The organism is Frankia sp. CeD (assembly GCF_000732115.1).
Classification (GTDB): domain Bacteria; phylum Actinomycetota; class Actinomycetes; order Frankiales; family Frankiaceae; genus Frankia; species Frankia casuarinae.
The window spans coordinates 142,647-157,390 of sequence record NZ_JPGU01000004.1; the positions used below are offsets into that span (position 1 = coordinate 142,647).

Consider the following 14,744-nt stretch of genomic DNA (forward strand, 5'->3'; position numbering starts at 1 on the left):
GGCGTCATCCGTCGTCGCGCCAGATCCGCTGGAGCATGTGCCAGTCCGCGGGGTGCGCGGCAACGCCGGCGGCGAAGGCGTCCGCGAGTCCCTGCGTCATCGTCGGGATGTCGCTCGGCTCGACGGCGGGATGGATCCGCCCGCTCCACCCGTCATGGTCGAACCAGAGCGTGGCGGGCAGCAGCGCCGCTCCGGTGCGCAACGCGAGCGCCGCGGGCCCGCCGGGCATGGTGGCCGTGGCGCCGAAGAACCTCACCGGGATCCCGCCACGGGAGAGATCCCGGTCCGCGAGCAGGCAGAGCATCCCCCCGGCCAGCAGGCGCTCGGTGAGCAGGTCGAACGGAGGAGCCTGCCCGCCGGTCAGCGGGACGACCTCCATGCCGAGTTCCGAGCGGAAGGCCAAGAACCGCTCGAAGAGCGCCTCCGGCCGCAGGCGTTCGGCGACGGTCGTGAACGGCACGCCATTCGCCACCAGCCAGGCGCCCGCCTGCTCCCAGTTGCCCATGTGCGGCAGCGCCACGATGGTCCCTTTCCCGCGGGCGTGCGCATCCCACAACCGATACTGGTCCAGCAGCCGCAGCCGGCCGACGACACGGTCCAGACCGATCTCTCGGAAGCGGAACACCTCCAGCCAGTACCGCGCGTAGGAGCGCATCGCCGCCCGGGTCAACCGGTCCAGATCGGTTCCCGGCGGCGCCACCCGGGCGAGATTCGACCGCAGCCGGCGCACCCCCCGCCCGTCGCGGCGGTAGGCCAGGTCGGCGCCGAACCGGAACGCCGCGGCGGCCACGGGCTGCGGGAGCAGCCGGACGCCGCGCCAGCCCAGCGCGTAGGCGAGGTCGGTGAACCGCCCGGCTGCCGCCGCCCGCCCAGCCGCCGTCGCCCGCACGCCCGTCGTCAACGCTCGGCTCTTCGTCGGGTCGTCTCGATGACCGCTCAGCGGCCGTTGCGGCCGGGGCCGAAGGTGGTCGCGCTCCGGGACGCAGCCGTGGTCCGGGACGCGGTGGTCGGGGCCGCCCTTGACGTCAACGGGGAGGGAGGGTCCCCCGCACGGTACCACTGCCGGTAGACGTGGACGACCCGCTGGACGACCGTCAGCGTGGTGGCACCGACGAGGAACCACAGCGCCGCGGGCAGGAGGTAGGGCACCCCGAGGCCGTACAGCCCGGCGGCGACCAGCAGGATCAGCAACCGCTCGCCCCGTTCGGCGAACCCCACGTCACAGGTGAAGCCGAGTCCCTCGGCGCGGGCCTTGACGTACGAGGTGATCGACCCGGCGACCAGGCAGATCAGGGCCGCACCCGCCAACGGCAGGGAATCGCCGTCGCCGGCGTACCAGAGGACGAGCGATCCGAAGATCGCGCCGTCGCCGACCCGGTCGGACGTGGAGTCGAGAAAGGCCCCCCACTTGGAGGAGATGCCGCGGGCGCGGGCGATGACCCCGTCGATCAGGTCCGAGAAGACGAACAGCGTGACTACCACGGTGCCGAGGAAGAACACCCCGCGGGTGAAGAACCCCAGAGCCCCGCCCGCGACCCCGACCATGCCGATGATCGTCACGACATCCGGCGACACCGACGACCGGGCGGCCCACTGGCTCACCGGGTCGAGCAACTTCTGGATCTGCGGTCGTGCCTTGCTAGCGAGCATGTCCGTCCCGTCGTCCCGCGTGGTCGTCCCGCGTGCGCCCGACTTCGGGCGGTCTTCACAGTACAGCCGCCACGATCCGCGCATTCCCGACCACGGCCGCCCTCGGGCTTGTGTCCCAGGTAACNGGGGAGGACTCTGCCGTTACCGAACAGGCCGTTACCTCCCAGTCAAGGAGGCGAGGATGTCATCAGCCTCGTGCGATGTGCGCAACGTCGTCCTGGTAGGCCACACCGGCGCGGGCAAGACGGCTCTGGTGGACCGTCTACTCGCCACCGCCGGGCCGCCGGACCGCCAGAACGGCGACCGTCAGACCGCCCAGACCAGCTACGTCGGCCATGCCGATCCCGAGCGTCGCCCGGCACGGTCGGTCAGCCTCACCCTGTGTTCGGTCAGTCATCGCGGGCTCACGATCAATCTTCTGGACACCCCGGGCTATCCCGACTTCGTGGGCGAGCTGCGGGCGGGCCTGCGGGCCGCCGACGCCGCTCTGTTCGTCGTCAGCGCGATCGACGGGGTGGATGGCGCGACCGGCATGGTGTGGGCGGAGTGCGCCGGGGTCGGCATGCCCCGCGCGATCGTGCTCACCCATCTCGACCATCCCCGGGCCGATTTCGCGGCGGCCGTCGAGGGCTGCCAACGGGCCTTCGGGGCCGGTGTGCTGCCGGCCTACCTGCCCGAGCGGGAGGCCGGCGCCTCGATGCGGCTGGTGGATCTGCTGTCCGGGCGGGTGCGGGAGTACCCGGACGGCGGCTGCCGGGAACTCGCCACCCCGGCCGACCTCACCGGCCGGTACGCCTCCGCCCGCGCCGCCCTGGTCGAGGGGATCATCGCTGAGAGCGAGGACGAGGCCCTCCTCGACCGGTACCTGTCCGGTGATGAGCCCGACACCAAGCTCCTGCTCGGCGATCTGGAGACCGCGGTCGCCCGCGGGACGTTCTTCCCGGTGTTGCCGGCCGGTCTGCTTCCGGGTTCGACCTCGGGTCCGGGCGCCGGTGCAGGGAGCGATCGGGGCGTCGATCGGGCCGGCGGTTTCGGCTCCGTCGAGCTGCTGGACCTGTTCGTGCAGGGGTTCCCCTCGCCGCGGGAGCATCTCCTGCCGCCGGTGAGCCGCCCTGACGGCTCCCCCTGCGAGCAGAGCCACGGTGATCCGGCCGGGCCGCTCGTGGCCGAGGTCGTGAAGACGACCACGGACCCTTACGTGGGCCGGATGTCGGTGATTCGGGTGTTCTCCGGCACGCTGCATCCCGACGATGCGGTGCACGTCAGCGGGCACGGCAGAGCCACGGCCAGGCACGCCGACCACGACGACGACGAGCAGGTCGGGGCGCTCTCCCGGCCGTACGGCTCGGTTCTGCACACGGTGGGCGAGTGCCCGGCCGGCGGCATCTGCGTGGTGACGAAGCTCAGCACCGCCGAGACCGGCGACACCCTCTCCGATCGCGACGACCCGCGCTACCTGCCCGCATGGTCGATGCCCGAACCGCAGCTCCCCGTCGCGATCAGTGCCCGAAGCCGCGCGGACGAGGACAGGCTGTCGACCGCACTCGGCCGGCTGGCCGTGGAGGACCCGACGCTACGGATCGAGCAGAACCCCGAGACCGCCCAACTCGTCCTGTGGTGCATGGGCGAGGCCCACAGCGACGCGGTCCTGGAACGGCTCGCCCAGCGCTACGGCGCCGCGGTGGACCGGATCGCGCCCCGGATCCCGCTGCGGGAGACACTGCGTGCCCCGGCACGCGGACTCGGCCGTCAGGTCAAGCAGTCCGGTGGGCACGGTCAGTTCGCGGTATGCCAGATCGAGGTCGAACCGCTCCCGGCGGGCGGGGGCTTCGAGTTCGTCGATGAGGTGGTCGGCGGCGCGGTTCCCCGGGCCTTCATCCCGTCGGTGGAGAAGGGCGTCCGGGCGCAGATGGCGCAGGGCGTCCGCACCGGCCATCCCATGGTTGATCTACGGGTCCGCCTCGTTGACGGCAAGGCGCACAGCGTCGACTCCTCGGACATGGCCTTTCAGATCGCCGGCGCACTGGCGCTCAAGGACGCGGCCCGGGCCGCCGGCGTCGTCGTGCTCGAGCCGATCCTGGCCGTTGACGTCCTGGTACCCGACGAGTACGTCGGGGCCGTGATGGGCGACCTGTCCACTCGCCGAGGACGGGTCGTCGGGATGGAACCCATCCCTGGCAGGCCCAGGGCCACCCCCCGGGCGGTCATTCACGCAGAGGTCCCTGCGAGCGAAATGATCAGATATGCGATTGAACTACGATCCTTGAGCCACGGCACGGGTAGCTTCACGCGGAACCATCGCGGCTACGAGCCGATGCCACCACAGCTTGGGGATGCCCTGTCGGCGTGAAGCGAAAAAATCGGCATAAAGCAGGAATCGGACATAAAGCGGGAAAGGCGGACGACTGGCAACCTTCGGCCCAACTCAGGAAGGATCGCCGACGGGAGACATCCGTGACCGCACACCCGCCGCACCGGGCAGGACGCCGGGCGGGACCCGGTGCGGCGGGCAGCCCCGACGGGGGCGCCCCGACCCGGCTGCGGCCTCCACCGGGCCCGGCGCTATCCGCCCTGCTCGTCGGACGCGGTCTGCGCCCAGGCCTGGGCGAGCATCTGCCTGGTCTGCCCGAGCAGGGCGGGCAGCACCCTGGTCGCGCCCACCACGGGCATGAAGTTCGTGTCACCGCCCCACCGCGGCACCACGTGCTGATGCACGTGCGAGGCGATCCCGGCGCCGGCGACATCCCCCAGGTTCATGCCGGTGTTGAACCCGTGGGCCCCGCTGGCGGCCCGCAGCGCACGGAGCGCGTGCTNAACGAAGAATGCCATCTCGACGATCTCTTCGGGGTCCATGTCGGCGTAGTCCGCGACGTGGCGATAGGGCACGACGAGAAGGTGTCCGGCATTGTAGGGGTACAGGTTGAGGACCGCGTAGACGCTTTTACCCCGGGCAACCACGAGGCCGTCCTCGTCGGACATCCCGACAATGGAGCAGAATGGGCATTCATCGTCACGGGAGCGGCCCTCACCCCTGATATAAGCCATGCGATGCGGGGTGTAGAGCCGCTGGAAAGCATCCGGACCGCCGNCCCCCGCCTGCTCCTCCAGGGGAACCCCCTCGGGTGAGAGCTCGGCCGTCACGGGGCGACCGCCACGACGCCGCCCCGGCCGAGCCGAGTGAACACGCAGGCAGCGCCCATCGAGCGGGCCATGGACACCGGAACCTGCTCGGCCGTCAGCAAGGGCACCGCCTCCCCGGGACGAGCTCCCCGGGGGGGAGCAATATCATCTCGTCAATTTATCAGGATCTGAGCGACGAGAGACGCCCCCGGTAGGCGAGGAGGCTCGCGTGCGGGTGCGGTCCGGCGCATGAAGAGGGAGACTGACGGCGTGGGGGGGTCGCCGCCAGTCCCCCTCAAGTGACGTAATCGGTTTCGAACCACGGCGCCCTGGATCTGACGCGCGGATGATGCGCACGAGAGGTCCGCGACCGAGAGGAGCCCTCCCGGCGCAACCCCGCGAGAAGCCATCACGACAACCTTGCGACAGCCCGAGCCCGTTACGCCCTGCCCGACCAGCTTAGCGGACGTTAAGCCGATCTGTACAGCGTCAGCGGCACCTTCATGGGGGAAAACGCCAATCGGACCCGGCGTGGACCCCGCTCGCAAACCAGTGACCTGCGGAAAGGGGCGGGACGCACAACGATGCCGATCAACCATGGACCAACCGGTATATCAACGACCACCGGAATCGTTCCACGGCGACGCACGGCGGCGACCATCTCCAGCACGCGGAACTCCACGGGCACCACGAATCAACAGCATGCGCCCGAAAGGTGGACAGGCCCGCTCCCAAGGGCCGCGACGCATCGCGGTGGCGGCTCGCGCGATGCACCCAGGGGCACGGCGACGCGGGCTTGGACGTCACTTTCCGTGAAGAACGAGGCTCGGAGCCGACCCCGGGTCGAGGTATCGACGCGCTCGTCGCCCACACTGTCTCCCGGGCTGGAGCATCGGCCGGGACCCCCTCCGGGATCCGCCTCCATCGGCGATGTCCCCACCAAAGTGGGGGTAGATGTCGATTCGTCGCCAGCCCACGACGTCGCAGCCCAGACACCCAGAAACCGGCCAATCGGGGATATTTCGCACCACTCCCCGAGGCAGGCGCCCCACCGGGGGCGGACAGCTCCGACCACCCTTCGAGCCACAGCACGCCGCGAGGGCCGGGGGCACACCCGGGCAGACCTCGGACGGGACCGAGACGGCCTGCCACCGGGGGAAACGTGCCGAGTCCCGCCGGCGGGAGAGGACACCGCCGAGCTGCACCACCCGTTTGGAGTAGCCCCTCCCAGGCACCGACAAACCCACCCGGACCAGGAAAAACGCCGCATCGCGGGGGGCGCGAAGATCATCCATCGGACAGATATCTCATGGGAGCACAACAAGCTCCCGGCCCGGGAGCGGAGCATGGCAAGCCCAATCGCGTGGGCGTACGTGGTTTCGAACCACGGACCTCTGCCGTGTGAAGGCAGCGCTCTACCACTGAGCTATACGCCCTTGCCGGTGGGACCACCCTACACGCCGGGGATACGGGCCGACGAAGGGGGGCGGCAGCGGGGGGTCGACGGACGGATGGGGCGATGTCCACCGTCCTGTCCGGTGGCCGGACTGGGTCAGGTTCGCCGCGACTGGCCGTGGTTGGGAAGGGTCCCGATGGGGAAGGCTCACGGGGGAACGGCCTTGGCGGGATGACCTNGCGCTCGGGGACGTTCGGACGCTACGGACAGTAATCATCTATAGGATATAAGTGGAAGATCCGTCCGATAGTCAACCGAACCATGATCACTCGAAGCAGGTTCACCCTTCCGGGCCAGGCAACTCGCCCGAACTACCGTAACGGATGTTGTCTTGGCATAATCTTGTTTCCAACGGGACTCGGAGAGGGAACTATCCCGTTACACGGGTGCTCGCCCGCACCATCGCACCATGAGAGGCCGCCCGATGACTATTCGTCACGATTCAATCACCGCAGAACTCGCCCTCCGCCTTGTCGTTCCCGGCGGGGCGCCCGTGCCGGTCGCCGCCACCGTCCGGTACGAGCCGGCCGATCCGTACGCGATCAGCATCGGCTTCCGCACCGGTGCGGACGAGGTCGTGGAGTGGACATTCGCGCGCCAGCTCCTCAGCGACGGTGTGCGCCGACCTGCCGGGGATGGCGACGTGCAGGTGTGGCCTGCCGCCCAGTCCGGGGGACGGATCGTCTGCCTGTCCCTGTCCAGCCCGTCCGGGCATGCACTGTTCGAGATGCCGCGGTCCGAGGTGCTGGCCTTCCTACGGCGGACGTATTCAGCCGTCCCCCTCGGCGGGGNGAGCGACATCATCGATCTTGACGCCGAACTCGCCCTCCTCATCTGGGGCGGCCCCGAGCGGTGATCTCACCGGGGTCGGGACCGCTGTCCGATCCCGGCAAGCCGGTGCGGGCATTTTGCGACCAGGGGAGGCCCTTCCCCACCTGCATCCGAGGTAGCTTCCACCCGGTCACACACAGACCAGTCACACACAGAGCACCCGCCCGCCTGGCCGGCCTAGCGCCGCCAGGCGGGTCCTTTTGTCCTCGGCCCACCGCCGGTGCCCGGCTTATCGTCCGATCGGCTCGCCAGCCCCACCAGCCGGTCGGCCTTCAGCTCGGTCTCACNCCACTCCGAGTCCGGATCACTCCCCCACGTGATACCAGCGCCGGTACCGAACCAGATCCGGTCGTCCTCGATCCAGAACGTACGAATACCAACAGACAGCCAACCCACGTTCCGGTCGGCATCCACCCAGCCGATCCCCCCGCAGTAGTAGCCCCGAGAGGCCGGTTCCAGTTCTCGGATGATCCGCAGCGCACTCGACTTCGGCGCACCGGAGACGGAACCGGGCGGGCAGGTCGCCGCCAGGAGGTCCCGCCAGCCCACCCCCGGCCGCAGCCGGGCCCGGACGGTCGAGACGAGGTGCACGAGACCGGGGTGTTTCTCCACAGCACAGAGTGAAGGCACCGTCACGCTTCCCGGGTGGGCAACCCGCCCGAGATCGTTGCGAACAAGATCGACAATCATGATGTTCTCGGCGACGTCCTTCTCCCGCAGATCCGCCGCCGTCCGACCGGTTCCCTTGATGGGCCTGGAGCTCACGACGTCGCCCTGGCGGGAGAGGAACAGCTCCGGGGAGGCGCCGACGATGCGCACCCCGGCCTCCGGCACGTCCAGGACGACCGCGTACGGCGCGGGATTGCCGGCGGCGACGACGGCCGCCAGGGCACCGAGATCGACACCGGCGGCACCGACACCGGGACCCCCCGCGCCTTCCGCCGCGGGCGCCGACAGGGGCGCCGACAGCAATCGGCAGAGATTGACCTGGTAGNCCNCCCCCGCCGCGATGCGCTCACGGATCGCCGCAACCCCGTCAAGGTAGGCTGCCCGGTTCATGGTCGTCGCCCATGCGGCTCGCGACGGTCCGAGCCAGGGGCCACGCCGCAGCGCCGCGACACCACCGGGAGGCGCCGGCCGCACGTCGGCGAACCGGATGCAACGGACGGCCCCCTTGAAGTCGACGACGACCGCCCAGAAGCCATCTCGATCCAGCACCGCGGCGTCATCGCTGATCTCCACGACCTCGGTCGCGAACCGGCCGCCGGCGAGCAGGAACGAGGAGGCATCCCACGGGGGTGACGGTGCCACACGCCCGAGAGGGCTCGTCTCCCGAGCCGCCACGTTCGTCTCGCTCATTCCGATCACGCTACCGCCGCCCGAGGTGACCCGCCGCCCAGGGCATGGACCAGCCCCTCGACGGCCGCCAGCCGCATGGACGTGCCGTGGGCGAAAGCCGGTGTTCATCCGGAGAACCTTGACCCAACGCAACATCTCAGCGATGCCCGCCGGACGGTTCGACGTCTGGCCCGATCGNCCNCTAGAGTGCTACCTGCACCGCCGAGAAGCGCGGAGCAGCGCGGACGTGGCTCAGTTGGTAGAGCATCACCTTGCCAAGGTGAGGGTCGCGGGTTCGAATCCCGTCGTCCGCTCGGGAGCAGAGAGGCTTGAGGTCCGTCCCCAGCGGCCTCCCACGGCGGAGTGGCCGAGTGGTTTAGGCAAGGGCCTGCAAAGCCCTGTACGCGGGTTCGATTCCCGCCTCCGCCTCTGATCCTTTCGCGGGCGATTAGCTCAGTGGGAGAGCGCTACCTTGACACGGTAGAGGTCACTGGTTCAATCCCAGTATCGCCCACCGCGAGAAACGTTTTGGCTGTCCTATGAGGGCCACCCGTCACGGGTGGCCCTCTGCGTGTGCGACGGCCGGTGGGCGGTGGGCCGCCCGGAAATCCGGCGATGGGCCCGGCCGCCCGCCGCGCCCATCGCCGGACGAAGCCGGGTCAGCCCGGGCCGGGCGAGGACGCCTCGTCCCCCAGCAGGAACGACGTGATCCCGTCCACAAGGCCCGCCGCCGCCCGGGCCCGCCAGGCCGGGTCGGCGAGCTCGGCCGCATCGGTGCGGTTGCGCATGTTGCCGCACTCCAGGAAGACCTTCGGCACCCGCGAGAGGTTGAGCCCACCGAGATCGGAGCGGATCGTCATACCATCCTCGCCCAGGTAGTCCGCCAGTGGCTGCCCGGTGGCCCGGCCGAAGGCGGATCGCACCATCGCCGCNAGACGTGCCGACGGGGCGAGGATCGGTGCGTTGGCCCGGTCCGGGCTGAGCGCGGGCGCGATGACATGAAAGCCGCGCCCGTCCGCCGGTCCCCCGTCGGCATGTATCGACACCACCGCGTCGGCCGAGGTCCGGTTGCCGATGCGGGCCCGCTCGTCGATGCACGGGCCCACCCCGGAGTCGTTGTCGCGCGTCAGGATCACGCTCGCGCCCCGGGAGCGCAGAATGGCCGCCGCCCGCCCANCGACGTCGAAGGTGAAGGCGTGCTCCGGGTAACCACTGTCGGTCTCGGCGCCGACGGTGTCGCATTCCTTGTCGAAACCGCCGGCCGGAACCCGCCGGTTGATCGACCCCGCGGCGGCGCCGTTTCCTCCGTTGTGCCCGGGATCGAGAACGACCTTCCGGCCGGACAGGGCGGTTGGTGAGGTCCCGTCCACGCCGGGCCGGGGGCCGGGTGCGCCCGCCCCGGCGGACCCGCCCACCACGAGATGCAGAGCCACCCCGGCGACCAGGGCCACGGCGACCAGGGCCACGGCGGCCGCACCGACAATCCGAAGCAGGATCGATGGTCTGATCCGTGCCGGCATTCGGTGTCTCCCGCCTACGGAGGGGGCCCGTCCCCACCGGAAGTGACCGTACGCGGTCGGCTGCGCGGCGCGCGTACGGGGGCCGCCCGGGCCCGGCCGTCAGCCGGTGACGAAGTCGATCAGTCGTTCCACCGCGCCGAGCAGGCCCACCTCAAGGTCGGTGTAGCTGTCCACCGAGGCCAGGATCCGGCGCCACATCTGCGCCGGGTCCTCCACACCGAGGGCCTGACAGACCCCTTCCTTCCAGGGCTGGCCGCGGGGAATCTCGGGCCAGCGGGGAATGCCGACCGACGCCGGCTTCACCGCCTGCCAGATGTCGATGTAGGGATGACCGGTCACCAGGACGTGGTCACCGGCGACGGAGGCGGCAATCCGGCTCTCCTTCGACCCCGGGACGAGATGGTCCACCAACACGCCGAGCCGGCGGCCGGGCCCCGGGCGGAACCCCGCGACCACCGACGGCNGGTCGTCGACCCCGTCCAAGCTCTCCACCACCACCCCCTCGATGCGCAGGTCGTCACCCCAGACCCGCTCGACCAAGGCGGCGTCGTGCAGACCCTCCACGTAGATACGGCTCGCCCNCGCGACCCTGGCCCGGTGGCGGGGCACCGCCACGGACCCGGACGCGGTGCGCGCCGCGGGGGCCGGGGTCCCGCGGCGGGGGCGCACGAGGGTCACCCGCGCGCCCTCGATCAGAAAGGCGCCGGGTTCCAGGGGGAAGACCCTCCGGATGCCGTGGCGGTCCTCCAGCGTCACCCCACCGTTCTCGCTGCCTACCACAGCCCCGCAGAAACCGGTGGCCACGTCCTCGACCACGAGGTCACGCTCGAGCTCGACCTCCGGCGGGCGCACCGGGCGCGGGCGGGCGGCGGGAGCCAGGACGTCCGGCCCGTAGTCTCGACTACGCATCCTGCGAACCTAAGCCGACACACCATCATGATCAGGGATATCGACGCGGGCGTGTCGAAAATGTGACAGTGTGGTCGTACCGAACGGACGGGTACGCCGGGACAGGCGGGCGTATCGGAACAAANGGGNGCATCGAGATGAACGGGTACATCGGGACAGATTGGTACACCGGGAGAGGNGGGTACACCGCGACGCGAGGGCGGAGCGCGGCGGAGGGGACACGACGATGAGTCAGCGTTACGGGCCGGGGACCGCCCTGCTGATCGTGGACGTGCAGAACGACTTCACCGATCCGGCCGGCAGCCTCTACGTGGCCGGCGGTGAGCAGATCATCGCCGGGATCAATGCGGAGATCGCCGCGGCGGTGGCCGCCGGCTCCCCGGTCTTCTACAGCCAGGACTGGCACCCGCACGAGACCCCGCACTTCGTCACCGGCGGCGGGATCTGGCCGCCGCACTGCGTCGGGGACACCCCCGGCGCCCAGTTCCATCCCGACCTGATCGTCAAGGGTGAGGTGATCCGCAAGGGGGTCGACGGCAGCGACGGCTACTCGGCCTTCTCGGTGCGTGACCCGGCATCGGGGCGGCGGGCCGCCACGGTGCTCGGTGAACGGCTGGCACAGCTGGGCGTGTCGAGGGTGGTGGTCGTCGGGCTGGCCGGCGACTACTGCGTCCAGGAGAGCGCGCTGGACGCCCGGCTGCGGGGCCTGAAGGTGCTGCTGCCACTCGACCTCACCAGGTTCGTCAACCTGCGCCCGGGCGACGACGAGCGAGCCGTGGCACGCCTGCGGGACGCNGGCGTTCTGGTNGGGTGAGAAGCCGGACCAGACGAGCCCGAACCGCCGGTAGCGGTCGAGCCCGAACTGATCGTGGAGCTGTCCTCGGCGGTGGAGACTGACCAAGAGCCGATCGGACCATGCGGTCGGTCAGGCCGCGCAGTCCCGGCAGATCATCCGTCGCTCGTCCACGAGCTGGCTGCGGTGATGCACCAGGTAGCACTGCGTGCAGGTGAACTCGTCGGCCTGGCGCGGCAGCACGCGGACGTTCAGCTCCTCGCCCGACAGGTCGGCGCCGGGCAGGCCGAGCTCGGTTTCGAACGGATCAACGTCGNCACCGAGATCAGCCGCCGCGTCCGCCCGCCGAGCCTTGAGGGCCTCGAGGCTCTGCTCCGAGGCGTCCTCGATGTCAGCTGTACGAGGGGTGTCGTAATCGGTGGCCACTGAAGTAACTCCCAGAGAAGTTGTGCGTAGTCGTGCGCAACCCACAACGCACGACCGCCGGGGTATGTGCCCGTCAGACCCGCGCTACCCCGATGTGGGCTTCACCACACCCTCGGCCCTCAGACGCCCCGGAGAATCCCCTGGCCTTGACCGACGACGTTGCCGCACTGATCTTCCGCAGCCCAGGAGCCTCGTCCACCCCGCCAGCCCGCCCGGCCGACGTCCGGCAGCTCTCCCGCGGCAGCCGGACGGCACGGCCGGCGCCCCGGTCACCTGGCTGCCCCCACCCGGCTACCCGGTCCGGCGCAGCCAGGTGACCGGGGCGCCGTGGGCGCCCCGGCGCAGCGGTTCGAGCACGTCGTCCCAGGCGGTTCCGAGCAGCCGGTGCAGGCCCCGGGAGAGCGTCTCCCGGGCTTCCCCCCGTTCCAGCAGAGCCCGCAGCGCCGCCTCCCCCACGACGACGTCCCCGTTCGCGGCGATCGCGGCGCGGTGCAGCCCTAGCTCGGGGGTGTATGAGTACCGCTCGGCGTCACACCCTGGTGAGGGTCCCTCGACGGTCTCGAACGTGACATGCCCGAGCCGGCGCAGCGCGCCAGCCACCCGCCCCGCGGTAGCAGGCGACGCCCGCCACTCCAGCCCGGCGAAGAGAAATCCGGGCATGCCGGGCTGCGCCGTCCAGGTCAACGACACTGGCGACGACAGAACGCCGGACACGGTGAACTCCAGGTGCGGGCACAGCGCCGGCGGACAGGCGAGAACCGCCAGCTTGCCCGGCACGGCGAAGGACGACGAGCCGGATGACAGCTCACGAGCTGTCGGGGACATTGCGACCACGCGGGACCTCCGTCGACGAGGAACGCCTTCCCCTGCGCCCGTCGACCCGCCCCCGTTCGGCTGAGTGAATCGTCCCATGGTCCGGCTCAGCGGACTAGCCCTACCTCCTCCTGAAGTATCACTAAATGGCCGGAAGTCTTGTCCGCACCAACCATTGGTGACGGGCTCGGGATGGGCCGATCGGGCAGGTCATCCGAGGAGGCGGGTCACCCGAAAAGATCAGGCGACGACGGCCGACGAGCCGCCGGACCGCCGAGCCGCCGGACCGCCGGGCCGGGAGACCCGGGAGTTACGAACCGGTTGACGGAGGTCCCGCGGACGGGCCCTCGGAGGGCGCGGGACGGGTCCCGACGGTCTTGTCCGCCTGGTCCGCACCGCCGAACAGGCCACCGAGGCCGCCGAGGGCGGTGGTCAGCTCGCTGGGCACGATCCACAACTTGCTCGCCTGCCCCTGGGCGATCCGCGGCAGCGTCTGCAGGTACTGGTAGGCCAGCAGTTTCTGGTCCGCGTCACCCTCGTGGATCGCCCGGAAGACGGTGTCGATCGCCTGGGCCTCGCCCTGAGCGGTGAGGATCTGCGCCTCCCGCTCCCCCTCGGCCCGCAGGATCGCGGCCTGCTTCTCCCCCTCGGCCCGCAGGATCTCGCTTTGCTTGACGCCTTCCGCGGTCAGGATCGCGGCCCGGCGGTCCCGCTCGGCCCGCATCTGCTTCTCCATCGAGTCCTGGATGGACTTCGGCGGATCGATGGCCTTGAGCTCCACCCGGTTGACCCGGATTCCCCACCTTCCGGTGGCCTCGTCGNGCACGCCGCGCAGCTGCCCGTTGATCTGGTCCCGCGAGGTGAGGGTCGCCTCCAGGTTCATCCCACCGATCACGTTGCGCAGAGTGGTGACGGTCAGCTGCTCGATCGCCCGGATCACGTTCGCGATCTCGTAGGTCGCCGCCCGCGGGTCGGTGACCTGGAAGTAGATCACCGTGTCGATCCCGACCACCAGGTTGTCCTCGGTGATCACCGGCTGCGGCGGGAAGCTGACCACCTGCTCCCGAAGGTCGATGCGGTCACGGACCCGGTCGACAACCGGGACCAGGATCGCGAGGCCCGGCGTCAGCGTGCGGTGATACCGGCCCAGCCGTTCGATGACCATCGCGCGCGCCTGCGGCACGATGCGCACCGCCCGGACCAGAAAAATCAGTAGGACCACCGCGATCACCGCGGCGGCGATCACTCCTGCCATGGCGTACCCCTCACTGTCAGCCCCCTCGATGTCGGCCGTCCCGATGCCGGCCGGTTGAAGGCCGGCCCGATGTCGGCGCTGTCACATCCACTGGCATCGCCGGGGGCGCCGGGGCCCCGGTCGTCAGAGCTCGAAACTGTGGACGATGGCGGTGGCACCATCGATGCGCAGCACCCGCGCCTCGCTGCCGGCCTCGAGCACGGTGGTGGTGGGGTAGGACCGAGCCGACCAGATCTCTCCTTTGATCTTCACGCGACCCCCGCCGCCGTCGACCCGCTCCACCACCATCGCGCGCTCTCCGACGAGCGCGTCGGCACCCGTGAGCAGGGGCGGCGTACGTTGCAGCTGACGCTTCGCCACCGGACGCAGCCCCAGCCAAAACCCCCCCGCCGCGACCACGAAGGCGACGATCTGCCAGACCAGATCGACGCCGAGCAGCGCGACACCGGCCCCGATGAGCGCGGCCAGCGCGAACATCGCCAGCGTCAGGTCCAGCGTCAGTAGTTCGCCGACGACCAGGGCGCCGGCGATGACGATCCAGATCGTCCCGTCGGACATGACTCCATGATAGACTGCGGCGTTCAGCAGGCGATCAAAGAATCTTCAAGGATCGCAGGCCCCGCGAACCCGGGA

The 14,744-nt window shown here is 70.3% G+C and carries 13 protein-coding genes and 4 tRNA genes; 6 read left to right on the forward strand and 11 right to left on the reverse strand.

Annotated features, from left to right (window positions below):
• Nucleotides 1-4: 4 nt before the first annotated feature.
• On the reverse strand, nt 5-901 hold the full coding sequence (locus CED_RS04705; protein WP_051623774.1) for a phosphatidylinositol mannoside acyltransferase: 897 nt from the start codon (nt 899-901) through the stop codon (nt 5-7).
• 35 nt (nt 902-936) lie between these two features.
• Nucleotides 937-1,650, reverse strand: coding sequence for a phosphatidylinositol phosphate synthase (gene pgsA / locus CED_RS04710; RefSeq protein ID WP_023840942.1), 714 nt, complete (start codon nt 1,648-1,650; stop codon nt 937-939).
• 181 nt (nt 1,651-1,831) lie between these two features.
• Between pgsA and CED_RS04715 the strand changes: the two genes are divergently transcribed.
• Nucleotides 1,832-4,000 (forward strand): elongation factor G-like protein EF-G2, encoded by a 2,169-nt coding sequence (locus CED_RS04715; protein ID WP_011435803.1) that lies wholly within the window; start codon nt 1,832-1,834, stop codon nt 3,998-4,000.
• 212 nt (nt 4,001-4,212) lie between these two features.
• Here the strand turns inward: CED_RS04715 and CED_RS04720 are convergent, their stop codons facing one another.
• Together CED_RS04720 and CED_RS04725 are read right to left on the reverse strand one after the other, a co-directional pair.
• Nucleotides 4,213-4,791 (reverse strand): HIT domain-containing protein, encoded by a 579-nt coding sequence (locus CED_RS04720; protein ID WP_051868665.1) that lies wholly within the window; start codon nt 4,789-4,791, stop codon nt 4,213-4,215.
• Nucleotides 4,792-6,134: 1,343 nt separating this feature from the next.
• Nucleotides 6,135-6,206 (reverse strand) — tRNA-Val (locus CED_RS04725).
• Nucleotides 6,207-6,650: 444 nt separating this feature from the next.
• On the opposite strand from CED_RS04725, the gene CED_RS04730 reads away from it, so the two are divergent.
• Nucleotides 6,651-7,082 carry an SsgA family sporulation/cell division regulator gene (locus CED_RS04730; protein WP_035908764.1) on the forward strand — a complete coding sequence of 144 codons (432 nt, stop codon included), beginning with the start codon at nt 6,651-6,653 and terminating at the stop codon, nt 7,080-7,082.
• A 152-nt stretch (nt 7,083-7,234) separates the two neighbouring features.
• On the opposite strand, the gene CED_RS04735 is transcribed toward CED_RS04730, so the two are convergent.
• On the reverse strand, nt 7,235-8,416 hold the full coding sequence (locus CED_RS04735; protein WP_369807787.1) for a chorismate-binding protein: 1,182 nt from the start codon (nt 8,414-8,416) through the stop codon (nt 7,235-7,237).
• A 220-nt stretch (nt 8,417-8,636) separates the two neighbouring features.
• On the opposite strand from CED_RS04735, the gene CED_RS04740 reads away from it, so the two are divergent.
• From CED_RS04740 to CED_RS04750, 3 genes are all read left to right on the forward strand, one after another.
• Nucleotides 8,637-8,709: transfer RNA gene (locus CED_RS04740), tRNA-Gly, on the forward strand.
• Nucleotides 8,710-8,752: 43 nt separating this feature from the next.
• Nucleotides 8,753-8,824: transfer RNA gene (locus tag CED_RS04745), tRNA-Cys, on the forward strand.
• A 13-nt stretch (nt 8,825-8,837) separates the two neighbouring features.
• Nucleotides 8,838-8,909 (forward strand) — tRNA-Val (locus tag CED_RS04750).
• Between the two features lie 145 nt (nt 8,910-9,054).
• Here the strand turns inward: CED_RS04750 and CED_RS04755 are convergent.
• Both CED_RS04755 and CED_RS04760 read right to left on the reverse strand, forming a co-directional pair.
• Nucleotides 9,055-9,915 carry an N-acetylmuramoyl-L-alanine amidase gene (locus CED_RS04755; protein ID WP_035908765.1) on the reverse strand — a complete coding sequence of 287 codons (861 nt, stop codon included), beginning with the start codon at nt 9,913-9,915 and terminating at the stop codon, nt 9,055-9,057.
• 99 nt (nt 9,916-10,014) lie between these two features.
• Nucleotides 10,015-10,824 carry a DUF3097 domain-containing protein gene (locus CED_RS04760; protein ID WP_035908767.1) on the reverse strand — a complete coding sequence of 270 codons (810 nt, stop codon included), beginning with the start codon at nt 10,822-10,824 and terminating at the stop codon, nt 10,015-10,017.
• Nucleotides 10,825-11,050: 226 nt separating this feature from the next.
• Here CED_RS04760 and CED_RS04765 point away from each other — a divergent pair, with 226 nt between their 5' ends.
• A complete protein-coding gene (locus CED_RS04765) occupies nt 11,051-11,638 on the forward strand; it encodes an isochorismatase family protein (RefSeq protein ID WP_011435798.1) in 588 nt (195 codons plus the stop codon).
• 111 nt (nt 11,639-11,749) lie between these two features.
• On the opposite strand, the gene CED_RS04770 is transcribed toward CED_RS04765, so the two are convergent.
• The 4 genes from CED_RS04770 to CED_RS04785 all read right to left on the reverse strand — a co-directional run bounded on the left by CED_RS04770 (nt 11,750) and on the right by CED_RS04785 (nt 14,669).
• The gene (locus CED_RS04770) at nt 11,750-12,043 is read right to left on the reverse strand and encodes a DUF4193 domain-containing protein (protein ID WP_035908769.1); all 294 of its coding nucleotides are present in this window, start codon (nt 12,041-12,043) and stop codon (nt 11,750-11,752) included.
• Between the two features lie 291 nt (nt 12,044-12,334).
• The gene (locus CED_RS04775) at nt 12,335-12,868 is read right to left on the reverse strand and encodes a DUF3145 domain-containing protein (RefSeq protein ID WP_035732894.1); all 534 of its coding nucleotides are present in this window, start codon (nt 12,866-12,868) and stop codon (nt 12,335-12,337) included.
• A gap of 298 nt (nt 12,869-13,166) precedes the next feature.
• Entirely contained in the window at nt 13,167-14,111 is a 945-nt protein-coding gene (locus CED_RS04780; RefSeq protein ID WP_035908771.1) for an SPFH domain-containing protein, read from the reverse strand.
• 123 nt (nt 14,112-14,234) lie between these two features.
• Nucleotides 14,235-14,669: an NfeD family protein gene (locus CED_RS04785; RefSeq protein ID WP_035908772.1), complete on the reverse strand. Its 435-nt coding sequence runs from the start codon at nt 14,667-14,669 to the stop codon at nt 14,235-14,237.
• Between the last annotated feature and the right edge of the window lie 75 nt (nt 14,670-14,744).

What these genes read in the sequence shown, in the direction of transcription:
- pgsA (WP_023840942.1), bottom strand. Translation starts at nt 1,650, where the DNA reads ATGCTCGCTAGCAAGGCACGACCGCAGATCCAGAAGTTGCTCGACCCG.
- CED_RS04715 (WP_011435803.1), top strand. Translation starts at nt 1,832, where the DNA reads ATGTCATCAGCCTCGTGCGATGTGCGCAACGTCGTCCTGGTAGGCCAC.
- CED_RS04785 (WP_035908772.1), bottom strand. Translation starts at nt 14,669, where the DNA reads ATGTCCGACGGGACGATCTGGATCGTCATCGCCGGCGCCCTGGTCGTC.
- CED_RS04775 (WP_035732894.1), bottom strand. Translation starts at nt 12,868, where the DNA reads ATGTCCCCGACAGCTCGTGAGCTGTCATCCGGCTCGTCGTCCTTCGCC.